The sequence below is a fragment of the Peribacillus psychrosaccharolyticus ATCC 23296 genome (assembly GCF_000305495.1).
Taxonomy (GTDB): Bacteria; Bacillota; Bacilli; order Bacillales; family DSM-1321; genus Peribacillus; species Peribacillus psychrosaccharolyticus.
The window spans coordinates 1-25283 of the sequence record NZ_AJTN02000013.1 but is presented as its reverse complement, the minus strand read 5'-3'; the positions used below and the strand labels follow the sequence as shown (position 1 = coordinate 25283).

The following is a 25283-nucleotide window of genomic DNA, read 5'->3' as shown; positions in this document are numbered from 1 at the left end:
TTTTTTACGTTTTACTAATTCAGAGGAGGTAGGCTCTTGTGAAAATAGAGTATTCTTCTCTTTTCTGTTCTTTTTCATAGTAAGAGTCGAGTTTTTAACAAAACCAGCGGCAGTCTGGGTGGTGGGCGTCAATGGATACTCAAAACAGGCAGGTATTCAGCCCAAAAGAAACTTTATTCGGCCCAAACACGAAAACATTCGGCCCTGCCATTTTGGACACTCCATCCGGTTTTGATCTTAATAGTGTACCCTTCTCTTTTTTGTACAATTGGACGAGCTTTTTCCCAGTAAGAGACGAATTTTAAACAAAACCCGCTGCAGTCTGGGTGGTGAGCGTCAATGGATACTGAAAATAGGCAGGTATTCAGCCCAAAAGAAACTTTATTCGACCCAAATGGGGAAACATTCGGCCCTGCCATTTTGGATATTCCATCCGGTATAAAAAGAGTGTATCATTCCAATCACATCTAAAAAAAGAAGCTGCCCTTTTTGAGGGCAACTTCTTAGTTTTTTAAAGTGTACCTGGATGCCTTGGGCGTGCAGGTTTTTGTGTTGGTGGGGCAGCTTTATGATTCGGCTTTTTTTGTGGAAATTGTAAATCATGCAGCTGTTTATATCGGCCTCCATGGTTGAGTAAGGATTCGTGTGTGCCTGTTTCAACGACACTTCCTTTTTCAAGTACAATAATTTGATCAGCGTTTTGGATCGTCGAGAGACGGTGTGCTATTACAATACATGTCCGGTTGACGAGCAGAGATTGCAGTGCTTCTTGAATTAAGTGTTCGGATTCAGTGTCAAGAGAAGCAGTAGCTTCATCTAAGATAATGATTGATGGGTTTTTCAGAAGGGCACGAGCGATGGCAATTCGCTGTTTTTGCCCCCCTGAAAGTTTGACACCACGTTCTCCTATCTGAGATTCATAGCCGTTTGGAAATGCTGTGATAAATTCATCTGCATGGGCTGCCTTGGCAGCTGCTGCGATATCTTCATCGCTGGCTGTGAGCTTTCCGTAGGCAATATTTTCTCGTATGGTCCCATTAAATAGGATAATGTCTTGTGATACGATTCCAATCTGTTCGCGTAGTGACTTAAGTGTGACACCCCGAATATCTTTGCCGTCTATGGTAATTGACCCTTTTTGCGGATCATAAAAACGGACTAACAGGCTCGTTAATGTTGATTTTCCAGCACCTGACGAACCAACCAGAGCAGTGACTTGACCTGCTTTCATGGATATGGATAAATTTTGAATAACGGGTACACCTGAATCATATGCGAATTCAATTCCATTAAATTTAATCTTGTCATGAAACTCAGAAAGCTTCTGAGCGTTTTCTTGATCATAGATTTCTGATTTTGTTTCAAGAATCTCGGTGATTCGTTCGTAAGCAGCCGCGGATTGTTGGACAGTACTTATGACACGGCTGAAATTACGAACTGGACTTTGTAATAAGCGTAAATAAGATAAAAAGGCCACAATGGCACCGACGGTAAAATGACCGTTCATAACCTGCCATGCTCCAAAGATAATCACAATAATGAGTCCAATATTATTAAGGAAATCAATGATAGGTCCTAGAAGGGCCCTATATTTTAATGATTTTAAGTTAGCGGTCATGTTTTCCTTGTTTCGTTCACTGAATTGTTTTGTTTCGTGTTCTTCGTTTGTAAACGAGTGAATGAGACGCATCCCCGAAAGTGAGTCCTGAAGCTGGTTGCTGACATCAGCCACAGAATCTTGGACTACTCGGAATGAGGTACGTATCTTTTTTCCAAAGCTTCTGGTGAAGTAAATCATGAATGGGAAAGTCAACAGCAAGATCACGGTCAATTTCCAATTAATAAAAAGCATATAAGCAGCTACCGCAAAGAATGTAATGATATCGGTAAATACTTGGAGCATACTTGAAGAAATGAGCTGTTGTAAAATATTTACGTCATTCGTAATACGAGACATCAAATCCCCTGTTCGATTTTTATCAAAGAATTTCATATCAAGAGACTGGATATGGTTATACATGCTATTTCGAAGATCAAGTATGGCATGTTGCCCGACATAGGAGACCATATAGCTGTTCAAGAAATTGAAAAGGCTCAAGAATACAGCGGCACCAAGTATCCCGGAGCCTACTTTAACTAATGACTGATATTCCTTTCCAGGAATAATATTATCAATGGTATACTGTGTCAACTGTGGGATGACGAACTCCAGCAATGATATAGCCAGCATGGAGAGCACGATGGCAATTAAGTACTTCCACTTTGAACGAACACGTACCAGCATATCCCTTAACATGCTCCAAATGCTTCCTTTTTTTGGAGGAGTACCGCTAAAGCTGCGACCCCTATGACTGAATGGTACATGGCCACTCATATAGTTCACTCCAATCTTTTGTCCAAGTTACCGAAAAAAAAGATTCGGCATTTCTATCATAAAGTTATTTTAAAAATAAACAACTTTTGATTGGTTCCATACATCCATTTCACAAAAAAATACATATGATTAGCCGCTTTAAATGGAGTGAAACCTGGTAATGAACTCATTATTGAAAATGATAAACAAGAGAAAGTAATATTCATAGTGATTCAGAAAATCTAAATCTTATAACTTTGAAGAACAACTAGTGGTCTATACGAAAATGAAAAAAAAGAAAATAAATACCCCGCTTCCATCTGCAACAGAAGCGATTAAGATTAGCGGCAACTTGGCTTGCAGTCAGAATCCGGATATTCTTGGGTACCAAATATACCGTGCCAGTCCGGATGGAAAGGGAAAACAAATCGGATGTGTTGGAAGTAATGAACGAAAAAGTTTTGCCGGTGTGGAGGCAGAAAACGTCTCCTATTTTTTAACCGCCGTCAACATCTATGGAGAGGAGTCTCTTCCTTCTAAAAAAATGCCGATTATAAAATAAGATATTCGTAATGCTAATCTACATCTGCTAGAATATGGATGTGTAATAGAATTAAAGATAGAGTATAGTTAATACTAATCGAGGGCGTGACAATATGAAAAAGAATACCGAAATTAGAAATCAGCTATTCAATACAATAAGCGGGTTAACTGATGAACAGCTCAATAAACACCCCGAAGAAGGCCGATGGAGTATTATCCAAGTGATGGATCATCTATATTTAATGGAACGTGCGATAACCAAAGGCATAACAGATACGTTAGCTGCGGATGTCAGAAATAAGGCAGCAGATAAACCTATTCACTTGGCGGTCAATCGTTCAATGAAGGTAGAAGCTCCAGCTTATCTCGAACCCTCTTCTGAATTCATAACATTAGAAAGTATTACAGAAAAACTTGCACAATCTCGTGAAATGCTCTCAGAAGTCACCAAACATGCCGAAGAAGAAGATCTCGAAAATAAATCGTTTCCACATCCGATTTTTTCTAATTTAAGTTTAAAACAATGGATTCCGTTTGTTGGTATCCACGAACTGCGGCATATTGAACAAATTGAAGAATTGAAGGCAAAATTATAAGGAAAACTTAAAAACGTGCAGTCTTCTGCACGTTTTATTTAATGACAACAAGAAGGGAAATGCCTGTGCAGAAATTACGGATCCGTATATTTGTATTTATTCTCCTATTAATTATGATTTATTTTGGATTCTCTTACTTAATGCCCCCAGACATTGAAGATATAGAAGTTCCAAATGGCCTTCATCCCATTGTTGAAGAGAAACAAGATGAATTAATGGAAAGAGCAAATCAGAAGGGGATACCTATTTTAATAAGTGATGGTTTTCGCTCCATTGAAGAACAAAATAACTTGTATGAACAAGGAAGATCGAAGCCAGGCAAAATTGTTACAAATGCCCGCGGTGGTGAATCATTGCATAATTTTGGGTTGGCCATTGATTTTGCTTTACTTAATAAGGATGGTATTGCTATATGGGATATGGAATATGACGGCAATCGGAATAATAAACAGGATTGGCTTGAAGTGGTTGATCTCGCTAAAGAGCTAGGTTTTGAATGGGGTGGAGATTGGGCTGCTTTTAAAGATTACCCGCATCTACAGATGGACTTTGGCATAAGTTTAAGAGAATTGCAGAGAGGGACATGGAGATTGCCGTAAGATCTTATCAGCTTTGTTGCTTTAGCCTGTTCAAAAGGATAAAGTAAGTATGAGTGGATATTTAAATAAAGGGGATCATACAGCATGGAAGAAATAAAATACACCCAAGATTCAATTGTTATTAAAACGAGTATCGTCTTACCGCCCGATACAAATAATATTGGAACAATGTTTGGCGGTAAGTTAATGGCTTATATTGATGATGTGGCCGCTATTTCAGCAATGCGTCATGCACGGAGTTCCGTGGTGACAGCATCTACCGATTCAGTAGACTTTTTGCATCCTATACACGAAGGAAATGCTGTTTGTCTTGAAGCATTTGTAACCTATACCGGCAGAACTTCCATGGAAGTGATTGTAAAGGTAGTTGCAGAAAACTTACGTTCAGGTGAGAGGGATTTATGTGCAATCTCGTTTCTAACTTTTGTTGCAATTGATGATAATGGGAAACCGACCCCGGTACCACGACTTGTACCGCAGACTGAAATGGAAAAGAGCTTATATGAATCTGCTAAGGGCAGAGCTGAGGTTCGTAAACGCCGCCGTTTTGAAACCCAAAGCATTGCTGAGGTATTTGGCACAGATTTACCTTGGAAAAAGTAAACAAACGAAAAGCCAGCATGATAAATGCTGGCTTTTTAGATATAATACTTAGTCTTTCGAAAGAATACCAAAGAAACGAAGAATATTAATGAACAAGTTAATAAAATCAAGATATAAGTTAAGGGCCATTAAAGGAACTTCCTCAGCAGTAACACCATACTGTTTCATCCGGTTAAAGTCGTATAAAATGTATCCGCTGAAGACAAGAATGCCTATAAATGAAAAGACAAGCATAGCTGTAGAGCTCAATGGTGAAAATATATTGAAAATACTAATGGCAATCAATGCAAGTAAGGCGGCCATCAGCATTCCACCAAGAAAGCTAAGATCACGTTTAGTCGTTGTAGCATATAGAGCCAAACCGCTGAATACTACTGTGGTTGTTACACCAGCCATTAATACGACATTTGATCCAGCTACGGCTGTATAATGGGCGATAATTGGAAAAGTAGTAATACCTGAGATGAAGGTGAAGATGTATAAAAATGTATAACCGATTGCTTTTTTCTTTCTAAGGAAAAATGCACCTATTAACATAGCGATTTCAAGGATAGCTAAGGGAAGAAAAAGTGCAGCAGGTACTTGAGTTCCAATGGCCATACCAAGTACAGAAATGGCAAGAGAGAGTGCGAATGTCCGTAATACAGATGGCATATAACTTTGAACGGATTGTGAATACATACTAGTAACCTCCAATTTGTGTTTAATAAGAATACGTTGCACATTACAAAAAGTTTCACATTTTAAAAAAGTTATAGGTAGTATATCATAGTAAAACAGTTAAGAGAGAGTTTAGAAAGTTATTCACCACTTTAACGCGTTGTTGGAGATATAATAGAAGGAACACGACGAGTTTAATCTTAAACTACAGAAACAGGCTATATGAAGGAGGAATTAGGATGAGTGAATGCAAGTTGAACCATTCAAAAAGTGATGTTCAAAATAAATATGATCAACAAGAAGAATATCTTCCTGAAGATATAAGAAATCTATTTCAGGTGTTTTTTAAAAAAGAGCATTCACAGAGTACGATCAATACCGTTTTTCATTTATTGAAGAAATATGATTTAGCTGAAAGTAGTGAACAAAAGCGTAGAAATGAACAATTAAAAGAAATAGTATGTTAGTAAAAAAATGCAGTTCGACGTCCTTTGTCGACTGCGTTTTTTACTATGAATTACTGTTTAGTATGCTGCGATAATGCAAAAATAGGATTTCGAGGTTTTCATTGTTCTTTAAAATAGGTCTTTAGTGTGTGGAACATTAAAGAAAAAAAGGCTTATTTGATGACAAGAAGAAAGGATTAAATAATGTTTAAAGATTGATAGAACAGCATATAAACCAATTAAATAACTAATAAGTTATAATATGGAAATTAATAATTTTTAATATTTCTAAAAAATGTTACATTGAGATATTTTATTTAAAGGATATTTATGGTATTGTAAGTAAATAAGACATAATATTTTGAAAATTAATTCAAATGTTAATCATTTAATACTATATCACTAAAATGTATTGGTGTTTCTTTACAAATATTACACAAATATTAATGAAAACGAATTAATTGAAACTTTTTTTACAAAACTATTGAAAAGTTCTCAGAAATTGTATAAACTCAAACTTAATTATCAGAAAATTATTTATTTTATCGAAAAAGTAGTTATAAAGTTAGGGGGAACTTCGATGGAGAAACCAATAATACAAATAGAGAACCTAACCACTTCATTTAGAATAAAGGACCACTATCATGCAGCTGTTGATAATGTTTCATTCTCAGTTAATGAAAATGAAATTGTTGCTGTTGTTGGGGAATCTGGTTGTGGAAAGAGTGCATTGGCTTTGTCCATTATGCAATTACATAGTAAAGATCGAACCAAGATGGAAGGAGCGATAAATTTTAAAGGGAAAAATCTATTACCTTTAAATGAAGCTCAATTAAACAAGGTTCGCGGCAAGGAAATGGGGATGATTTTCCAAGAACCCTTAACAGCACTAAATCCGCTGATGATGGTAGGGAAACAAATCGAAGAAAATTTAGATTATCATACAAAGCTCTCCAAGGAACAGAAGAAAACAAGGACGTTAGAACTGTTGTCACAGGTTGGAATTCCATATCCGGAACTGACATATAAACAGTATCCGCATGAACTGTCGGGCGGGATGAGGCAAAGGGTAATGATTTCTATCGCCATTGCTTGTAACCCAGACTTAATTATAGCTGATGAACCTACTACTGCGCTGGATGTGACCATACAGGCTCAGATTCTCGATTTGTTAAAGTCTATTCAACAAAAGACACAGATGGGAATTATTTTGATTACACATGATTTAAGTGTTGTAGCGGAAGTAGCCGATAAAATTGTGGTTATGTATGCTGGGCAAGTAGTTGAAACAGGTACGGTTAGAGAAATATTAAAAAATCCGCTGCATCCATATACAAAGTCATTGCTTCATTCTATCCCATCCGCGATAACAGATAAAAGCCGCTTACATGTAATAGAAGGAATTGTGCCTTCTATTGCAAAGATGGATAGAGTTGGCTGCCGCTTTAAGGAGCGGATATCTTGGATTCCAGAAGAAGCACATGAACATTCCCCTGAGCTTCACGAAGTTGAAACAGGTCACTGGGTTCGCTGCACCTGCTACCAACACTTCCACTTCCAGGATGAAAAAGGAGAAATGATAACTCATGACATTACTTAAGGTTGAAGATTTAAAAGTTCATTTTCCAATCAGGGGCGGTTTTTTCAGAACGGTGGTCGATCATGTTCGAGCAGTAGATGGCGTATCTTTCGAGTTAGAAGAAGGCGAAACCTACGGACTGGTCGGTGAATCAGGGAGCGGAAAATCAACAACTGGAAAAGCCATTGTAAAATTAAACAAGGTTACTTCAGGGAAAATCCTTTTTGAAGGACAAGATATCGCTAACTATAGCAGCAGACAAATTAAGCCCTATAGAAGAGATATTCAGATGATTTTTCAAGATCCATATTCATCACTAAATCCGAAAAAAAGAGTGCTTGACATTATTGCCGAACCGTTGAGGAATTTTGAAAGGCACTCACCAGGTGAAGAAAAGAAAATTATTCAAGATTATCTTGATAAAGTAGGACTTAGTCCAGATTCAATTTATAAATATCCACATGAGTTTTCAGGTGGACAGCGTCAAAGAATTGGAATTGCCCGCTCGTTGACATTGAAACCTAAATTAATTATTGCCGATGAACCGGTTTCTGCACTTGATGTATCCGTTCAAGCACAGGTATTGAATTTCCTCCAAGATCTTCAAGAAGAATTCAAGTTAACGTACTTGTTCGTTGGTCATGACCTAGGAGTAATTCGCCATATGTGTGACAGGATGGGTGTTATGTATCGCGGCCGTTTAGTGGAAGAAGGGACAAGTAAGGAAATCTATAACAACCCTCAACATATTTATACAAAACGGTTAATTGCGGCTATTCCAGATCTTGAACCGAGTGTTCGAGAGGAAAAGGCAATAGCGAGACAGAAGGTTTCTGAAGAATATGAACAGTCTTATTCAAAGTATTTTGATGAAAAAGGCCGGGCTTATGATTTAAAACCAATCTCCACAACACATAGAGTCGCATTACCATAGGAGGAGAAAAAAATGTGGAAATTTATTCTTAGACGGGTTTTAATCATGATTCCCCAGCTTTTTATCTTAAGTATTATCGTGTTTGCTATGGCTAAGGCTATGCCGGGAGATGCTCTATCCGGTAAGGTTATGGATCCGGGTATTAGTCCAGAACGAATCGAAGAACTTAGGGACCAAATGGGTTTAAATGATCCAATGCACACACAATATATCAGATGGATTTCAAATGTCGCACAAGGTGATTTTGGACAGTCCTACACTCATAAAACAAAGGTTATGAATGTTATAGAAGACAGAGTCTGGCAGACTGTATATTTGTCACTATTTACAGTAATTATCATTTATGCCTTAGCAATTCCTTTAGGAATATTAAGCGGGCGATATAACGATACTTGGATTGATAAAGCAATTACTGGCTATACATATGTTGGTTTTGCCACACCAACCTTTATCTTTGGGTTAATTGTACTATTCTTATTTGGATTCACACTTGATTTATTTCCCACCGGGGGAACAGTTAGTTCAAAAGTGGATGAGGGAACCTTTGCATATTTCTTAAGTAAACTGAACCATATGGTTCTACCCGCTTTCAGTGCAGCCCTAATCTCTACAGTAGGTGTGGTTCAATACTTACGCAGTGAGGTTGTCGATAATAAATTGAAAGATTATGTTCGTACGGCTAGATCGAAGGGTATTCCTGAATCTAAAGTTTATTCTCGACATATTCTTAGAAACTCGTTCTTACCTATAGCTGCATTTCTAGGCTATGAAATTACCGGCTTAATTGGTGGTTCTATCATCATAGAAACAATTTTCAGCTATCCAGGGATTGGGCAGCTTTTTGTAACATCGATCAGTCTGCGGGATTTCAGCGTCGTTACGGCACTCGTCATGTTGACAGGTTTTGCCACATTGCTCGGCACTCTTCTTTCAGACATCATATTAAGTGCGGTTGATCCGCGTATACGGATTGAATAGAAAGAGGGTGGAATAAATGGGAATGAATGTTGAAACGGTAACAACTGCTCCACCAAAGGAAATTAGTCCTTCCGGGATGAAAGTCATTTGGCGGGAAATTAGAAAAGATAGAATGGCTATGATTTCACTAGTGGTTTTGGGAATCGTCCTAATTGCAGTTTATTCCGCTGCACTGTTTATAGATAAAGATGCAGTCGCACGGGTTGACGTATTTTCGATTTATATGGATCCGTCGAGTGCGTATTGGCTAGGAACAGATTATGGAGGACGGGATGTATTTAAACAATTAATTATCGGTACACGTAACTCCTTTTCGATCAGTTTAGGTATAACCGTTCTTACAGCACTAATTGGGTTAAGTGCAGGGCTAATCGCCGGATATTTTGGCGGTTGGACAGATAACATAATCATGCGTGTAATCGATTTTGTTATCACTCTTCCGCAAATGATGTTTATTATCGTTCTTGTAACGATTATTCCTAAATTTACTGTGACTACTTTTATCTTGATAATGACGCTCTTTTTATGGACAGGAAAAGCAAGACTGATTCGCTCGAAAGTACTATCTGAACGTGAATTGGATTATGTCCATGCATCCCAGACACTGGGTACACCGCATTGGAAGATTATTCTTTATCATATCCTTCCTAATGTTAGTTCGTTAATCATCGTGAATTTCACGTTGAATTTAGCGGGAAATATCGGTTTGGAAACGGCGTTGACGTTCCTTGGGTTTGGACTTCCTGAAAGTACACCAAGTCTTGGAACGCTGATAGCATATGCAACAAATCCTGAAGTATTAGAATACAGATGGTGGATCTGGTTACCCGCGTCAGTCATGATTTTAATACTGATGCTGAGTATAAATTTTATAGGACAAGCCTTGAAACGTGCAGGAGATGCAAGACAAAGAAGAGGATAAAAAAAGGGAGAGTGGATTTTGTGAAATTGAAGGGATATAGTAAAGTATTGAGTGTAATGGCTGTGTCGGCTTTATTGCTTGCTGCATGTAATGATGATACTGAAAAAGCAGGTACAAAATCACCGGATAAAAACAAACCGACAAAAGAAGTGAAACAAGAGGATGCAGCTGCATTCCCGCGTACCACATCAAACACTAAAGAACCGCTTGAAGACGGACATGTAAATTATGGTTTAGTTTCTGATACCCCGTTTGAAGGGATTTTAAACTATTCGTTCTATGAAGGAGATCCTGATTGGCAAGTTTTACGTATCTTCGATGAAGGATTACTAGCAACAGATGAAGACTACGTATTTAATCAAGAAGGCGCTGCTACATATGAGCTAAAAAATGACAATAAAACGATGGAATTAACGATTCGAGATGGCGTTAAATGGCATGATGGAAAGCCAGTGACAGGGGAAGACCTTGAGTATGCATACCTTGTAATCGGAAATAAGGACTACACAGGTGTTCGTTATGACACGCAAATGGCCATGATTGAAGGCATGGAAGAGTACCATGCAGGCAAAGCCGATAAGATTTCTGGTATTAAAGTAGAAGGTAACAAAATTTCTTTCACATTTAAAGAAGCGAATCCTTCTGTATTGACGGGTCTTTGGACTTATCCACTTCATAAAGAATACTTAAAAGATGTGAAAATTAAGGACCTTGTTGAATCCGATAAAATCCGCAAAGAGCCGATCGGTTTTGGTCCGTACAAAGTCAAAAAAATCGTACAAGGTGAAGCAGTGGAATATGAGCGCTTTGATGATTATTGGAAAGGCAAACCTAAAGCAGCAGGAGTGACATTAAAGGTTGTTAATAACTCAATTGCCGTTAAATCATTGCAAAACGGTGATTTAGATCTTGCTACAGTCAATGCTGATCAAATGGACTCTGCTAAAGCGTTAGGTAATATAGAAATTTTAGGTAACCTTGAACTTGCCTACACATATATCGGCTTTAAATTGGGCCGCTATGACGCAGAAAAAGAAGTAAGCGTGATGGATCGTCCAAAAATGCAAAACAAACAGCTTCGTCAAGCAATGGCATATGCCATCGATAATAACATTGTAGCAGAGAAGTTCTATAAAGGATTACGTTTTGCTGCGACAAGCGTTATTCCAACAGCATTCCCTAAATATCATAACACTGAGATGGAAGGCTACAAGTTTGATCCAGAAAAAGCCAAATCATTACTTGATGAAGCTAAATATGTTGATAAAGACGGCGATGGTCTTCGTGAAGATCCTAATGGAGAGAAATTTACAATTAACTTTGCCTCTATGACCGGAACAGATATAGCAGAACCTCTTTCTCAGTTATATATTCAGCAATGGAAAGATGTTGGCTTAGATGTTCAATTAGTAGATGGTAAATTGGCAGAGTTTAATTCATTCTATGAAATGCTGCAAACAGACAGCGAAAAAGTTGATATTTATCAAGCAGCATGGGGTACTGGTTCTGATCCTGATCCATCAGGTATTTGGGCAAAAGGTGCAAGCTATAACTACACTCGTTGGGTAAATGATAAAAATGACGAGTTATTGAAACAAGGTATTTCTGCGAAAGCCTTTGATGAAGATTACCGTAAAGATATCTATAACCAATGGCAAGAGCTTGTTCATGAAGAAGTACCTGTCATTCCGACATTGTTCCGTTATGAATTTGAAGCTGCCAACAAACGCGTTACAGGCTTTGATTTGAAGTTCTTTGATTGGAGCGAAATTGGCGTGACAGAAGCAGAGCCAGTAAAATAAGTATTTCCAGCACAGGAATCCTTTTGGGTTCCTGTGCTTTTCTGTCTAAAGAGTTAGAACGTTTCAAGATTTTATATTACGGTTATATACCTATATAGAATAAAATGGAAGGTGATGATTAAGATGGAAAGATCGCAAGAAACACAACGTGAGCTTGAAATGATGTTTACAGAAGGACTTGGAAGAACTCTAACAGCTGCGGAACAAGAGATTTTACTTGATGTTGTCGCTTATCCCACAGAAAAACGAGTGGCTTTTCTAGAAATGATGAAGGAATTCATCAACCGAAATTAACAAGCGGAGATTATAGAGCCTTTCGAGGCTTTTTTTTGAGAATTCAGATTAAAAACTGAATGTAATCATTCATCCCATTTTCATCCATCCTTGTAAGCTGTATAATAAATTGGTACATATGAAGAGGGAGATGACGATGTGTCAGTAATTAATGAACAAGAAATTGTTACCTACATAAAAGAATTGGTTTCTATTCCAAGTCCATCAGGTTATACAGAAGACGTAATCGCTTTTGTCGCAAAAAGTTTGGAAAGTAAGAACGTGCCATACCAAATTACAAATAAAGGCGCTTTATTAGCTACCCTTCAGGGGGAAAATCAGGATAAACACAGGTTATTAACCGCACATGTAGATACGCTTGGTGCGATGGTCAAGGAAATTAAATCGGATGGAAGGTTGAAGTTAACCATGATTGGCGGATTCCGATGGAATGCGGTAGAAGGAGAATATTGTAAGATTCATACTGCTGAAGGAAAAGTATTTACAGGTACCATTCTAGTTAATCAAACATCAGTACATGTTTATAAAAATGCTGGTGAAGCAAAAAGGGATGACTCCACCATGGAGGTACGCCTGGATGAACCGGTGAGAGAAAAGAAAGATACCGAAGATTTGGGTATATCTATTGGTGACTTTATTTCATTTGATCCTAGAGTAGAGGAAACGGAAAGCGGCTTTCTTAAATCAAGACATCTGGATGATAAAGCAAGCGTCGGGATTCTTTTGCATTTAATAGGACTAATTAAAGAAAAGGGACTTGTATTACCGTATACAACTCATTTCTTGATATCAAATAACGAAGAAATAGGCTATGGAGGAAATTCGAATATACCCGTTGAAACGGTTGAATATTTAGCTGTTGATATGGGGGCAATAGGAGAAGGGCAAGCAACAGATGAATACAGTGTATCCATTTGTGCAAAAGATTCATCTGGGCCTTATAATTACCGTTTACGTCAGCATCTAGTGCAGCTGGCTAGTGATAATAATGTGGATTACCAAGTTGATATTTATCCTTATTATGGATCAGATGCTTCTGCTGCCATTCGTGCGGGTTATGATATTGTCCATGGCTTAATTGGTGCAGGCATTGATGCGTCTCATGCTTTGGAACGAACTCATATTTCGTCACTTCGCCATACTGCAGATTTGCTGTATTATTATCTACAATCAGAATTAGTGTAATAAAAAGGCCTGTCCAAAATAAAATTGGACAGGTCTTTTTCATTAATAACAAATTATAGGGTAAGTTCCTCAGGTGGTTCACCGTTATTGTTCATTAGTCTTATTGAAGAAGGATTAATCTGTAAAACGACGTAGTTCGGATCTTCGGGACCATCAAACCAAGCCTTTAAATGGTCATTCCAAACCTTTTTCTTTAATTCAGGAGACTCACTTACCTCAGATATTCCGCTGATTTCTACATATGAATCGCCAAATCCTTCGCCGTTATAGCCTAATAAAATATGAACATTTCGGTTTTTTTCAATTTCATCTACTTTTTCCGTATCAGCATTTGTGGCAGTATACAATGTAAAGTCATCATTGAAGAAAGTCATATAGCGTGAGTATGGTTTATCATTCTCGACTGTAGAAAGGACGCCAACAAAGTCTTCTTTTAATACCTTAAGTATTTTTTCTTTTACTTGAGATTGTTCCATAACAGTCACTCCCTTGTTTTGTAATACTGTTACTTTTCCTCATTCCCTCTGAACCTAAACCATTAAATGTGCCGACTTAGAAATTTGTCTAATATTCGTTACCCTACTCAATCGTTTTTAAGGGAAATTGTAAGTTATTAAGAGGTATTGTCTAATGAGTTTTATGAAAGGAAGGAAGTGGTAAAATAGATATACTATTGCTCCGAATATGCATCTTAATATCAGAATATAATCGGATTAGTGCGGCGTTAAGCAAATCAAGTTGTTTTAAAATTAATTTATGAAGGAGATAAAGTGATGAAGATTAACCGAGTCAACTATTATAAGGGTCCTAGCTTATATTCACTTAAGCCCTCAATCTGTATTGAACTTGATATAGAAGATCTGGAATACCGATCATCTGATTTACTCCCAGGATTTACTGAGAGCCTGCTTGCCTGCCTGTCTGATGTAGAACTGGCTACTTGTCGGTCATATCAAGAAAAGTTTAGCGAACGATTGAAGCATGGGATTTTAATGGGCTCTATTCTTGAACACCTGACAATCATTATTCAGCAAGCAGCAGGAATCGATGTTAGCAGCAGTAAGATATTAATGACTAACACAACAGGTATATACGATGTGATTTACGAATATAAAGAATCGCATTCAGGAATATATGCGTTTAACGCTGCATTGGATTTGGTTAATGGGTTAATAAATAATCAGAACCCTGTTCAGCTTAAAGAGTATATTGAAAATACAGCAAGGTTATATCGTACATATAAACTTAATCCGAGTACGGAAGTCATATACAATGCGGCGGAACAAGCGTTGATTCCGGTTGAACGAATGAACCCCAAAAGGCTTCGATTAGGGACAGGTGCGAAGCAGAAATATGTTGATGGGACTATTACAAGTGAAACAACCAATATTTCAGTGGAGAACGCCTCAAACAGGCAATCGACAAAGGATTTATTAGGATTGGCTCAACTGCCTGTTCCCGATGGAATAATCGTTAACACGATTGAAGAGATATTCAGTGGTGCTGATTATTTAGGGTTTCCACTAGTTATCAAGCCGCTTGATAGACGGTTAGGTAAAACAATCACCAATATAAAGGATCGGCAAGAGCTATTTAATGTAGTTAACTGCCAGGATCCCCAAATCAAAACCTATCTATTAGAGCGCCATTATACCGGGAATGATTTTCGTTTGCTTATTATTGATGGTAAGATGGCGGCTGCAAGTCATCGTGTTGCCCCATTCATTATTGGTAATGGGAAGTCTACAATCCAGCAATTAATAGAAATAGAAAATACAAATCCATTAAGAGGAGAAGGACCATATACGCCAATGTCAAAGATACCTCTTGACCAGAGTATGACCTGTTTCCTAGAAAAGAGTGAACTCTCCCTCCAATCTGTCCCAACTAAAGGTCAGGTTATACAGGTAATGGGAGATATTCATATTGAAACGGGAGGTCAGGCAATCGATGTAACTGACCAAGTACATCCATCCATAAGGAATCTTGGTATTACAGCTGCAAAGACTATTGGTCTTGATATTGCTGGAGTAGATATTATCTGTAAGGATGTCTCCAACCCACTTGATGAAATAGTCATTTGTGACGTACATGCAAATCCAAACATTCGCATGCATCAATATCCTTCTGAAGGGAAACCAAGAGATGTTGGGAGAGCGATTGTCGATTATTTATTTCCAAACAGACAAGATGCAGTGATTCCGGTTATTGCGATGATTGGAGGAAATGGCGATAACCATACTACCAGGCTGTTAAGATACTTCCTTGATAAAGATGACATTAGAGTTGGATTAATGTTCAAAGAACATTCATTTAAAAGTAAACCTAAATCTGATCGAGACCTTGGTTCTATATTATCGAATCCATTTGTGGATTTAGCCGTCATTGAATTGAATGCGGACAATATTCTTGGTGAGGGGCTTCCTTTTAGTAATTGTGATATTGGAATTATTAGCAGGTATTCTACTAATGAAAGAATGAAATACTTAATCACCGAGGTGGTGATTGAAACAGGGGCATGTATTTTGAATGCTCAAGATGTTCATATAGAGGAATTGTCTCGAGCGGCGAAAGCAGAGACAATAGTCATTTCAAGTAATGAAGAGAACCCGTTCATTGATCGAGCTATTAGTTCAGGGAGAGCTGCTTGGTTTGTAGATAATGATTCTTGGATTATCTATACAAAAGAACGCACACATCGCCGGTTTTTACCTTTACAATCGATTACTAACGAAGCAGATGAACAGACGGTAGAATATGTATTGCAAGCACTTGCAGCTGCACATCGTCAGGGGGTATCCCTTGAACAATTACGTGAAAAAATGATGCGGTTTAACCGACAACAATCGAGTGAATCCAACAGAGCAAAATCGGTTTATAAAATGGTAGAGGTTCCGAAAGAGCTGCAAGGAATCCCACAAGCAGCACCAAGTAAAAAGCTTTTTCTATAGATGAAGACAATAAGGTGACGAAAATAATATTAACGTAGCCAATTGGTTGGTGTGATGACGGTATTGAACCGGGCTCATACCAGCCAATTTTTGATTGATGCGATAATAAATGTAGGACTTGATACCTGTAAAGAATACTCCTTAATAATCCGAAGAAGCTCTAGACCTTTATTATGCGAAGGCAGTCTGCTTCTTCAGGTACAAAAAACTTATTTTCCAGTAAATTGAGCTTGGGTGTTGCATTTTTTTTGAATGTATATTATATTATTGACACATCAATTATTGACCTATCAATTATTGATGCGTCAATAATAAATTTTATTCTACACACAAAGGGGGAACACAACATGAATAATTATCAAAAAACAAATGATTTCAATGAAATAGTATACGGTCGTCGTTCCATTAAGGTATATGATCCTACGGTTAAAATAAGCCGTGAAGAAATGAGCGGAATTATAGCTCAAGCTTCAAAAGCTCCATCTTCTATTAACATGCAGCCATGGCGTTTTGTCATCATTGACAGCGAAGAAGGAAAGGGAAAAGTAGTTCCTCTTTCTAAATTTAACAAGGAAAAAGTTAGTAGCTCTTCTGCAGTAATCGCTGTTTTTGCTGATATGAAAAATTTTGATTATGCCGAAGAAATCTATAGTAAAGCCGTAGAACTTGGATATATGCCTCAGGAAGTAAAGGACTATCAATTGGGTGCTTTTAAACCGGTATATGAAAGAATGACTGATGAAGACATGAAAGATACCATTATGCTGGATGCTGGTCTTGTTTCAATGCAACTCATGCTAGTTGCCCGTGCTTACGGTTATGATACGAATCCAATCGGCGGTTATGAGAAAGATCAAATTGCTGAAGCATTGGATATGGATAAAGAACGCTACCTTCCGGTTATGTTAATTACGATTGGAAAAGCTCTAGATGAAGGTTTCCAATCATATCGTTTACCTGTAGAAACAACCACAACATGGAAGTAAGATATAAGTAATTTGTATTCAGTTTCATCGTCAATCTGTATAGTCCATATATAAATAAAATGTGGGTATACTATTATTCATGTTGCATGGTTGGGGATTTTGCACTATATTTATTGATAGGTCAATAATTGATTAATCAATAAAATTGTAGACAATCTAATATGTTGACTCCATAAAGTAATTAGGAGGTCAGTTGATGCAATGTTCATTTTCAAATCAGGAACAAATTCTTCAGCTGCTTAAAGGGCTTAATAATCAAATTAGTCCTAAATTTGAACGATGTACAGGCATTACCTCAACACGCTATGAATTGTTACACCTGCTTTATGAAACAGAGGAAATAAATCAGTCCAACCTGCAAAAAGCTGTGAATATAGACAGTGCTGCCATTACGCGTCATCTCAAACAACTTGAGGCAAACGGCATGGTGACAAGACGAAGAAATCCTTCTGATAATCGGGTAATTTTTGTTTGTCTTACAGAGGAAGGACGTAAACAGATTGTCGGATACAAAAAAGAAAAAATTAATTTCGTGAACCAAATGCTTCTTGATTTTAAACCAGAAGAACTGGAATCCCTATCTGACATGCTTAATCGCATGCAACATAATATTAGGGAATACTGATATGTTTGCCTAACCAATTGAACTGGATCTTATCAAGCCTAAATTAATCAATATATTAAATTAAAAAGGATGGGTTACTATGATTATTATTCACGCACACCTTCAAGTAAAACCTGATCAAGAGCAAGCATTTTTGGAAGAAGGAAAAATTCTGCTTTCAGCAACGAGAGCAGAAGAAGGAAACATTAGCTACGATCTAATGAAATCTACTGAACAAGAGCACCATTATACAATGGTTGAAGTATGGAAAGATGTGGAAGCTACTACACTCCATAATACAAGTGAACATTTCACTGCATTTACTCAAAAAGCAAAAACGTTCATGGCTGCACCAATGGACCTGAAAGTATTCAGCGGAGAAGCTGTAAAAGCCTAATCTTGGTAGATCAGCTAGAAAAGGTTTGACACTCTCGAACTGGAGAACTAAGGCAGAAATTAAAAAGAACATGCAATTAAGTTTTTCATAACTTTATTGCACGTTCTTTTTTGTTGTTTGGGATGCAAAAGTGTACATAACTAGTATGTAGGATTTATTAATCTATTAATTGTGAAGAATTCTTCATCACCCGACACCATTTTTCTTTTTAAGCTGCAAATGTTCAATCAACTTAAATATGCCTTTCTAAATTCTCGGGTGCTTTTCACAATCAGTAGGATCAGTACCATCATTAGACCTAGTAAGAAATGTTAGTTTCGAATTAATCTTATAAATGCATATCGTTCCTCCTATAATTCGACCTTTTGGGAATGTTAAACCTGCCTTTTTTCCTTTTCTTATAACAAATAAACGCAAAAATAAATGAATATTGTTACTTATTGTTATATTCTGTCACTTTACATAAAATTAGAATCACATCAAGTGTTGATACATATAGACAGATAAATTAGGAGGAGAAACGATCATGAAAAATGGCAGAAAGTTAGGTAGCGGGTTATTAGCAGCGGCAATGAGTTTTTCCTTATTTACTGGAAGCGGCGAAGCAAAGGTGTCAAGCAATGAGCAAGATGGGAAGGATGAAATTCGGGTCTTAATAAATGGATCGTCATCAACCCTGACTAAAGCAAAGAACAAGTATCAACAGAAACAAAATTTTGGCAGTGACGGTTTTTCAAGTACTGTTAGCAGTGAAGAATACAAAGAATTAACGAAAAGCCAAGATCTGACTGTCGAAAAAGTTACCAAGTTTACTATTGCCCAAGCGAAGTCACCTAAAGCGAATGCAGCAGCCGTTCCGTCGGCTAAAATCCCTTGGGGAATTAAAGCCATTTATAATGATCCATCAATCACTAGTACTTCAGGTGGAAGTGGAATCAAAGTAGCTGTATTGGATACTGGTACAGCCAAAACACATCCAAATCTAGCGGCTAATGTTGAACAATGTAAAGATTTCACAGCTTCATCTACATATATAAATAATTCATGTGCAGATAAAAACGGTCACGGAACTCATGTATCAGGTACTGTACTTGCAAACGGCGGGACAAATGGACAGGGTATTTATGGTGTAGCTCCACAATCAAAACTATGGGCATATAAAGTTTTGGGCGATGATGGATCTGGGTATTCTGACGATATTGCTGCCGCTATTCGCCATGCAGCAGACCAAAGTACCAGCACTAATTCTAAAGTCATTCTCTCCATGTCGTTGGGGGCTAGCAGTAAAGATTCCCTTATCACATCTGCCGTTACGTACGCTAACAACAAAGGTGTACTTATTATAGCTGCTGCAGGGAACAGTGGATCATCTGCTAATACGATCGGTTATCCAGGTGCTCTTACTAATACTGTGTCAGTAGCAGCCCTTGAAAATGTCCAAGAAAATGGCACATACCGCATCGCTAATTATTCCTCTCGTGGTAATCCAAATACTGATGGTGATTACTTCATCCAAGAAAAAGATGTTGAAGTATCAGCTCCAGGATCAGCGATTGAGTCAACTTGGTATAACGGTGGTTATAATACTATTTCTGGTACTTCAATGGCTACCCCTCATGTAGCTGGACTAGCAGCAAAAATTTGGAGTAGTAATGGAAGCTTGTCTAATACAGAAATTCGAACACAATTACAAACAAAAGCAAAAACATATGATATTAAAGGGGGAATAGGTGCAGCTGTTGGAGATGACTATGCCTCAGGGTTTGGCTTCCCGCGAGTACAATAATTTATTTCTAAGACTAAATCGCACATTGATATGAAAAAAACGCTTGGAGAAATCCAAGCGTTTTTTTCAATAATATATGGTTAATAGAAGATCTTCTCTAACTAATCTGTTCTTTATGATTAGTTTTTATCAAGTGTACCTTTAACGAGTACAGCTGGTGTATCTCGTTTGTATATTTTCTGTAATAAGGTTGTTTGAATAATCATAAACAACCCTCCAATTGACCAGTATAGCGGAAGTGCTGCAGGTGCAGAAAATGAAATGAATAAAATCATCGCGGGTGAAATATAACTCATCATTTTCATAGTTGCTTGCTGCTCAGCTGGCATCTGACGCATAGATACAACAGATTGGAAATAATAGATTACACCGGCAATGATGGCCATAATATGATCTGCCTGACCAAGGTTAAACCAAAGAAAGCTATGTGTTGCAATTTCGTGAGAGCCTTTGATTGCATAATAGAAGCCCATTAAAATCGGCATCTGAATTAATAAGGGCAGGCAGCCCATATTCAAAGGGTTAACGTTATGCTTCTTATATAGTGACATCATTTCCATTTGAAGCTCTTGTTGTTTAGCTTTATCTTTGGTTTTTTTGATTTTTTCTTGGATAGCTGTTAATTCTGGTTTTAGCCCGTCCATTTTCCCCTTCATCAATGTCTGTGTCTTATATTGCTTCATAGTTAATGGAAGCAGGACAAGACGAATAATTAAGGTCATCATGATGATACTTAAACCATAATTACCACTGAATAGGTCAGCGTTAAAATCGAGCATGACTGTCATCGGATGAACTAAGAATGTATGAAAGAAACCATCATTCTTTCCGTTAGATGCTTGACATCCGGTTAATACGAAGGGTAAACCAATAAGTAAAAATAATAAAAATTTGTTTTTCAATGTTATTCCTCCTCAGATTATTAGATACGTTTGTATCAATCTGAGGATTCGATGGACCATCTGAGTCATCTGGACTTTCTTTTCTGCAAATATATGTGTAAAAACGTTTCACGCCAAAGTGATACGTTTCCCCTGTAACCTTAATGGCAAGCTTTCTTTTATGTTCTAAGAAGGCTGCATCTCGTTTGTTAAACGCTACACCACTGCTGGTGTGAAAGAAATAGACAGCGACTGGAAGTACCAAGGCTAACAAATACCCTGCCCAGAGTGCATTACGTAGCGTGAGTAAATCGAGTTCTAGTAATAATTCCATAAGTAGAAACCCCATTTTTTATAAATGTACATATACACTATATCAAATGTAGAAAAAAGGTAAATATAATGTTCTCATTTTCCATAAAATATTTTACTTGCAATCACACAAAAATTAGTTAATAGAATAATTCCTGATGTTCATTTATCCTTATTTTTTCCATAATCAAAGGTATTCAACCATAAAAAGAAATAAAGCTTCTAATTCCTTATGAACTAGGGAAGCGAAAACGTTTCATAAACATAGAGGCTGCTTCACTGGACTTCTTTTTATATCAGCAGGCATTTGGGCATTCACACAGGACCAGTTGAAAGCATATGGATAGTGTAGGCTTATAATATGAGGTGATTCTAACATGTCCAATCCCTATAAACAAGATATGAATTTTCAAAGCATGAATCAAATGGCAGATCCCGACGGAACTAATTATGAAACCGATTATTCACGACAAAAAAGTATGCCGGGTGGACCAGGTGCTGGGCCAGGGCAAGGCGGACCTGGGTACCAAGGAAAACCAGGCGGCGGGAATTTCGGCGGGCCAGGACCTGCGTTTCCACCACCGCCAAATCAACCGCCGCCTGGCGGGCCAGGATCTGCTTTCCCACCACCACCGCCAGGCGGGCTAGGACCTGGGGGCTCACCAGGCGGGGGGCCTCCTTCGGCACCGCCCCCGCAGTTTGTTCCTGATTTTCCTGGTGTGTCTTCTTTTGCTGTGGATGCTGGTGCATTGCAGGGATGTTTATTCAGGAATACGTATGTCTGGCTTAATAACGGCAGAGGCTTCTGGTTTTTCCCAGTCTTCATTGGCAGAAGATCTGTAGCTGGTTTTCGCTGGCGTGCTGGACAGCGCCGCTGGGTATATTACGGAATTGATACGAGTAATATTCGATCTTTTCAATGCTACTAATTGGAAATGAATACCGACACGAATAGGTATCAAAATTTCCTAAAAACTTAGCTCAGCCAAAAAAGACTTATCACTAGGATAAGTCTTTTTGGTCTGTAAATGACCATTAAATTAAAGATAGTCTGGGAAATCTGTAATAATTCCATCAAGCTTAATTGCTTCAAAGGCTTTTAACTTTTTTTTGTCATTGACAGTCCAGGTAAAGGCGCGCATGCCATGCCTATGTATCTTTTGTTTTAGTTTTGCACTCATCATCGTATGTTTTGGATTTACGAATGCAGCAAATTCTGATACTTCACGGAGAAATTTATCGGAAATCCCTAAGGGACTGTTTTTAACTAATATCCCGACAGGAATTGAGGGCATTAGTTCATGGCATTTCTTGATAGAGGCTACATCAAATGAATGAATCATAATACGCTGGTGATCTGATTGGTAGCTGTTTAAGACAGTAGTAAGGGCCTGTTCAATTCCGGGATTCAATTCCGGATGTTTAATTTCAATTAATATCCCGGCCTGTGGTAGAAACCTATCAAGCACTTCGGTAAGCAGAGGGATTCGTTCGTGACAAAAATCCGGATTAAACCAGCTGCCAGCATCCATTTTCATCAATTGTTCAGATGTATAATCCTTTAATAATCCCTTGCCATTGGTTGTCCGCTCTAATTGTGGATCATGATGAACAATCAGCTTTCCATCTTTCGACATGTGGATATCTATTTCGATAAAATCAACACCTAAATCGATTGCTTTTTGGTAAGAGGCCATAGTATTTTCAGGGCAATAGCCAGAAGCACCACGGTGTCCAATTTTAATGGGTTTTCGCATGGAATCTATATTCGAGAAAGGGACTGTTTTTCGATTTTGTATCCAGAAGATAATAAGTACGGCTAGGATAAAAACAACTAATATAAGTGCTATTTTCATAATATACTCCTCACTTTTATCTGTTATTCATTTTAATAATACCTGTTTATTCTTCAACTTAAAAATAATGTGAATGAAGTGTTGTGTATTGCCTCCAATATAACAAACCCATACGTGTAAAAAATAAATTTTGAACCGATGCTACTTTCAACCTGGAATTTGGTATATATAGGGTGAAAGGAGGTGAAAGACATGGCAAATGAAATCTTACATTCAAGCTTAATCCGCATTGGATATGATGCGGGATTAAATGAAAAAGGAGAGGCCATCATAAAACGCAAATCATACTCCAACGTAAAAACACAGGCTACTCCAGAACAAATTTTCCAAGCAGCAACGGCGATTGCAAGTCTTCAAGTGTTTCCAGTAACAGAAGTAACCAGACAAGATACAGCATTGATTACGGGTTAATGACACTGATTAAGGAGAGGAGGTGAACGAGTTGGCAAAATCACTTGAACTTCAATTTACGACACAGCTTGGGAAAACATCCACAATTTCCATTGATTCACCTATCGAGCCGGTTGATGTTACCAAAGTAAATGAAGCTATGGATCAAATCCTTCAGGCAAATATCTTCCTGACTTCATCTGGGGATTATCTTAGTAAAAAATCAGCAAACCTTGTTGAGCGGAACGTTAAAGGATATGAAGTGAAATAAAAAAACGAACAGCCTAATCGATTTACCCTCGTTTAGGCTGTTCGACTTAAATAGAAATGTGTGGTGATCATTCATGGAGGATCTTCTTCCGTTTATAAGTGATGTTGGATTCCCTATTATCGTCACCCTCTATCTGCTCCATCGAGTGGAGGCTAAGCTTGATGTATTAAATGAGACCATTATTGAACTTCCTAATCGATTGAAGGAAGGATTTTTAGATAAAATATAAATGGTGAAATTCTTTCCATAATGAAATGCCAAAAGAGGCTGTCCTATACTGGACAGCCTCTCAATTTTTTAAACTAGATTTAATGTAACGTCTACGTTGTTTCTTGTAGCTTTTGAATACGGGCAGAATGCATGTGCTTTCTCGATGAATTGCTGTGCTTCTTCACGGTCCATGTCCGGAATAGAAACGTCAAGCCTTACAGCAAGTTTTAACCCATCGCCCTCCGCTTCGTCTTTCCCAATGCTTACATTTGCAGTCACAGTCGTATCTGCTTTTTTCTTCGCTTTGCTTAACATAAGATTTAAGGCCCCATCAAAACATGCTGCGTAGCCGCTGGCAAATAATTGTTCGGGATTGGTTGCCTGTCCTCCATCGCCGCCAAGCTCTTTTGGAGTGGTAACATCAAAGTCAATAATGCCGTCTTCAGATTTAACATGTCCATCTCTTCCGCCTGATGCAGTCACAACTGCAGTATAAAGTGGTTTCATATATCCCATCTCCCTTTCAATCTAGTCATATTTACTTCTCTATTACTATATCCCTGTTGCTTGACTGTTAAACAAAAAGAGAGGGACGAGTCGAACTTTTTGCATAAGCTAATGAGGATGAAAGGAGAATGCCGTTTTAATTCGTTCAAAAAGGGTAAAGTTATACTATATAGTTAATAGAGGGGATGTTGCTGTGTGAAAAAGAAATTGATCAAGAGAGCAGCTGTATTAATTGCTCCTATAGTTATAAAACAAGTAAAAAAATACTGGAATAATCGTAAGCGTTCTAAACGAGTTAACAGTTGAATATGGTAAAAGCAGAGGCGCCGATGGGGCGCCTTTTATTTTTGTTCCTTATATAGTTGAATAATTGGAAACTGACTTTTTTACGTGTATTGTAGCCAAAAAAGAAGTGAATATGATATATTTTTAAACGTATGGATTAATGAGCGTACATATATTGCAAACAGCTTTTTAAAATAGCTGGATAAAGATAATCAGGGGAAGGTTGTTACCCATGTAAAAATGCCGGATGGCTTATAGCATAGAAAGTGATTATATTAATGAAAAGAAAGGAATTCACACATGACAAATTTACAAGAAGAGGTTCAATCAAGACGGACCTTTGCTATTATCTC

31 protein-coding genes are annotated in these 25283 nt (G+C 37.7%); 23 read left to right on the top strand and 8 right to left on the bottom strand.

Going from position 1 to position 25283, the window contains the following annotated elements:
* Together WYK_RS25380 and WYK_RS25950 are read left to right on the top strand one after the other, a co-directional pair.
* Positions 1–235 (top strand): hypothetical protein (locus tag WYK_RS25380; protein ID WP_235782415.1); only part of this gene is annotated, 235 nt, incomplete at its 5' end.
* Positions 236–339: 104 nt separating this feature from the next.
* Positions 340–471 carry a hypothetical protein gene (locus WYK_RS25950; RefSeq protein ID WP_268870025.1) on the top strand — a complete coding sequence of 44 codons (132 nt, stop codon included), beginning with the start codon at positions 340–342 and terminating at the stop codon, positions 469–471.
* Between the two features lie 40 nt (positions 472–511).
* Here WYK_RS25950 and WYK_RS02235 read toward each other — a convergent pair whose 3' ends face one another.
* A complete protein-coding gene (locus WYK_RS02235) occupies positions 512–2374 on the bottom strand; it encodes an ABC transporter ATP-binding protein (protein WP_051387270.1) in 1863 nt (620 codons plus the stop codon).
* Positions 2375–2639: 265 nt separating this feature from the next.
* Here WYK_RS02235 and WYK_RS02230 point away from each other — a divergent pair, with 265 nt between their 5' ends.
* The 4 genes from WYK_RS02230 (at position 2640) to WYK_RS02215 (ending at position 4694) form a co-directional block, all read left to right on the top strand.
* Complete coding sequence (locus WYK_RS02230; RefSeq protein ID WP_152526382.1) at positions 2640–2915, top strand: hypothetical protein; 276 nt, start codon at positions 2640–2642, stop codon at positions 2913–2915.
* A 94-nt stretch (positions 2916–3009) separates the two neighbouring features.
* The gene (locus tag WYK_RS02225) at positions 3010–3492 is read left to right on the top strand and encodes a DinB family protein (RefSeq protein WP_040372886.1); all 483 of its coding nucleotides are present in this window, start codon (positions 3010–3012) and stop codon (positions 3490–3492) included.
* A gap of 59 nt (positions 3493–3551) precedes the next feature.
* Positions 3552–4091: a M15 family metallopeptidase gene (locus WYK_RS02220; protein WP_040372885.1), complete on the top strand. Its 540-nt coding sequence runs from the start codon at positions 3552–3554 to the stop codon at positions 4089–4091.
* An 84-nt stretch (positions 4092–4175) separates the two neighbouring features.
* Positions 4176–4694 (top strand): acyl-CoA thioesterase, encoded by a 519-nt coding sequence (locus tag WYK_RS02215; RefSeq protein WP_040372884.1) that lies wholly within the window; start codon positions 4176–4178, stop codon positions 4692–4694.
* A gap of 48 nt (positions 4695–4742) precedes the next feature.
* On the opposite strand, the gene WYK_RS02210 is transcribed toward WYK_RS02215, so the two are convergent.
* A complete protein-coding gene (locus WYK_RS02210) occupies positions 4743–5375 on the bottom strand; it encodes a Bax inhibitor-1/YccA family protein (RefSeq protein ID WP_040372883.1) in 633 nt (210 codons plus the stop codon).
* 218 nt (positions 5376–5593) lie between these two features.
* Between WYK_RS02210 and WYK_RS02205 the strand changes: the two genes are divergently transcribed.
* From WYK_RS02205 to WYK_RS02175, 8 genes are all read left to right on the top strand, one after another.
* Positions 5594–5821, top strand: a complete 228-nt coding sequence (locus tag WYK_RS02205) for a hypothetical protein (protein ID WP_040372882.1) — start codon at positions 5594–5596, stop codon at positions 5819–5821.
* Between the two features lie 559 nt (positions 5822–6380).
* Positions 6381–7400 carry an ABC transporter ATP-binding protein gene (locus tag WYK_RS02200; RefSeq protein WP_040372881.1) on the top strand — a complete coding sequence of 340 codons (1020 nt, stop codon included), beginning with the start codon at positions 6381–6383 and terminating at the stop codon, positions 7398–7400.
* Positions 7387–8313: an ABC transporter ATP-binding protein gene (locus WYK_RS02195; protein ID WP_040372880.1), complete on the top strand. Its 927-nt coding sequence runs from the start codon at positions 7387–7389 to the stop codon at positions 8311–8313. Before WYK_RS02200 ends, WYK_RS02195 begins: the two co-directional genes overlap by 14 nt.
* A 12-nt stretch (positions 8314–8325) precedes the next feature.
* Entirely contained in the window at positions 8326–9291 is a 966-nt protein-coding gene (gene opp4B / locus WYK_RS02190; RefSeq protein ID WP_040372879.1) for an oligopeptide ABC transporter permease, read from the top strand.
* A 22-nt stretch (positions 9292–9313) separates the two neighbouring features.
* Positions 9314–10213, top strand: coding sequence for an ABC transporter permease (locus tag WYK_RS02185; RefSeq protein ID WP_040372893.1), 900 nt, complete (start codon positions 9314–9316; stop codon positions 10211–10213).
* A gap of 56 nt (positions 10214–10269) precedes the next feature.
* Complete coding sequence (opp4A, locus tag WYK_RS02180; RefSeq protein WP_051387271.1) at positions 10270–12015, top strand: oligopeptide ABC transporter substrate-binding protein; 1746 nt, start codon at positions 10270–10272, stop codon at positions 12013–12015.
* A gap of 123 nt (positions 12016–12138) precedes the next feature.
* A complete protein-coding gene (locus WYK_RS24740) occupies positions 12139–12309 on the top strand; it encodes a hypothetical protein (protein WP_161629088.1) in 171 nt (56 codons plus the stop codon).
* 147 nt (positions 12310–12456) lie between these two features.
* Positions 12457–13494: a M42 family metallopeptidase gene (locus WYK_RS02175; RefSeq protein WP_040372892.1), complete on the top strand. Its 1038-nt coding sequence runs from the start codon at positions 12457–12459 to the stop codon at positions 13492–13494.
* Between the two features lie 53 nt (positions 13495–13547).
* Here WYK_RS02175 and WYK_RS02170 read toward each other — a convergent pair whose 3' ends face one another.
* On the bottom strand, positions 13548–13970 hold the full coding sequence (locus tag WYK_RS02170) for a pyridoxamine 5'-phosphate oxidase family protein (protein ID WP_040372876.1): 423 nt from the start codon (positions 13968–13970) through the stop codon (positions 13548–13550).
* A gap of 297 nt (positions 13971–14267) precedes the next feature.
* Here WYK_RS02170 and WYK_RS02165 point away from each other — a divergent pair, with 297 nt between their 5' ends.
* Positions 14268–16445, top strand: a complete 2178-nt coding sequence (locus tag WYK_RS02165) for a cyanophycin synthetase family protein (protein ID WP_051387268.1) — start codon at positions 14268–14270, stop codon at positions 16443–16445.
* Here WYK_RS02165 and WYK_RS26245 read toward each other — a convergent pair.
* A complete protein-coding gene (locus tag WYK_RS26245; RefSeq protein ID WP_411838614.1) occupies positions 16440–16568 on the bottom strand; it encodes an integrase core domain-containing protein in 129 nt (42 codons plus the stop codon). The two genes, WYK_RS02165 and WYK_RS26245, sit on opposite strands and share 6 nt — an antisense overlap.
* Before the next feature lie 224 nt (positions 16569–16792).
* Between WYK_RS26245 and WYK_RS02160 the strand changes: the two genes are divergently transcribed.
* The 4 genes from WYK_RS02160 to WYK_RS02145 all read left to right on the top strand — a co-directional run bounded on the left by WYK_RS02160 (position 16793) and on the right by WYK_RS02145 (position 20218).
* Positions 16793–17431: a nitroreductase family protein gene (locus tag WYK_RS02160; RefSeq protein WP_040372874.1), complete on the top strand. Its 639-nt coding sequence runs from the start codon at positions 16793–16795 to the stop codon at positions 17429–17431.
* Positions 17432–17627: 196 nt separating this feature from the next.
* Positions 17628–18056 (top strand): MarR family winged helix-turn-helix transcriptional regulator, encoded by a 429-nt coding sequence (locus tag WYK_RS02155; protein WP_040372872.1) that lies wholly within the window; start codon positions 17628–17630, stop codon positions 18054–18056.
* A gap of 79 nt (positions 18057–18135) precedes the next feature.
* Positions 18136–18432 (top strand): putative quinol monooxygenase, encoded by a 297-nt coding sequence (locus WYK_RS02150; RefSeq protein ID WP_040372870.1) that lies wholly within the window; start codon positions 18136–18138, stop codon positions 18430–18432.
* Between the two features lie 526 nt (positions 18433–18958).
* Complete coding sequence (locus WYK_RS02145; RefSeq protein ID WP_040372868.1) at positions 18959–20218, top strand: S8 family peptidase; 1260 nt, start codon at positions 18959–18961, stop codon at positions 20216–20218.
* 119 nt (positions 20219–20337) lie between these two features.
* Here the strand turns inward: WYK_RS02145 and yidC are convergent, their stop codons facing one another.
* Both yidC and WYK_RS02135 read right to left on the bottom strand, forming a co-directional pair.
* Positions 20338–21120 carry a membrane protein insertase YidC gene (gene yidC / locus WYK_RS02140; RefSeq protein WP_040372866.1) on the bottom strand — a complete coding sequence of 261 codons (783 nt, stop codon included), beginning with the start codon at positions 21118–21120 and terminating at the stop codon, positions 20338–20340.
* Positions 21050–21433 (bottom strand): hypothetical protein, encoded by a 384-nt coding sequence (locus WYK_RS02135; protein WP_040372864.1) that lies wholly within the window; start codon positions 21431–21433, stop codon positions 21050–21052. Before WYK_RS02135 ends, yidC begins: the two co-directional genes overlap by 71 nt.
* Positions 21434–21890: 457 nt before the next feature.
* Between WYK_RS02135 and WYK_RS02130 the strand changes: the two genes are divergently transcribed.
* Entirely contained in the window at positions 21891–22340 is a 450-nt protein-coding gene (locus WYK_RS02130; protein WP_040372889.1) for a hypothetical protein, read from the top strand.
* A gap of 111 nt (positions 22341–22451) precedes the next feature.
* Here WYK_RS02130 and WYK_RS02125 read toward each other — a convergent pair whose 3' ends face one another.
* Entirely contained in the window at positions 22452–23267 is an 816-nt protein-coding gene (locus WYK_RS02125; protein ID WP_040372862.1) for a glycerophosphodiester phosphodiesterase, read from the bottom strand.
* A gap of 192 nt (positions 23268–23459) precedes the next feature.
* Between WYK_RS02125 and WYK_RS02120 the strand changes: the two genes are divergently transcribed.
* From WYK_RS02120 to WYK_RS02110, 3 genes are all read left to right on the top strand, one after another.
* The gene (locus tag WYK_RS02120; RefSeq protein ID WP_040372860.1) at positions 23460–23678 is read left to right on the top strand and encodes a DUF1659 domain-containing protein; all 219 of its coding nucleotides are present in this window, start codon (positions 23460–23462) and stop codon (positions 23676–23678) included.
* Positions 23679–23709: 31 nt separating this feature from the next.
* Complete coding sequence (locus WYK_RS02115) at positions 23710–23928, top strand: DUF2922 domain-containing protein (protein ID WP_040372858.1); 219 nt, start codon at positions 23710–23712, stop codon at positions 23926–23928.
* Between the two features lie 73 nt (positions 23929–24001).
* The gene (locus WYK_RS02110) at positions 24002–24157 is read left to right on the top strand and encodes a YvrJ family protein (protein WP_040372856.1); all 156 of its coding nucleotides are present in this window, start codon (positions 24002–24004) and stop codon (positions 24155–24157) included.
* Between the two features lie 68 nt (positions 24158–24225).
* Here the strand turns inward: WYK_RS02110 and WYK_RS02105 are convergent, their stop codons facing one another.
* A complete protein-coding gene (locus WYK_RS02105) occupies positions 24226–24645 on the bottom strand; it encodes an organic hydroperoxide resistance protein (RefSeq protein WP_040372854.1) in 420 nt (139 codons plus the stop codon).
* Positions 24646–25283: the final 638 nt, after the last annotated feature.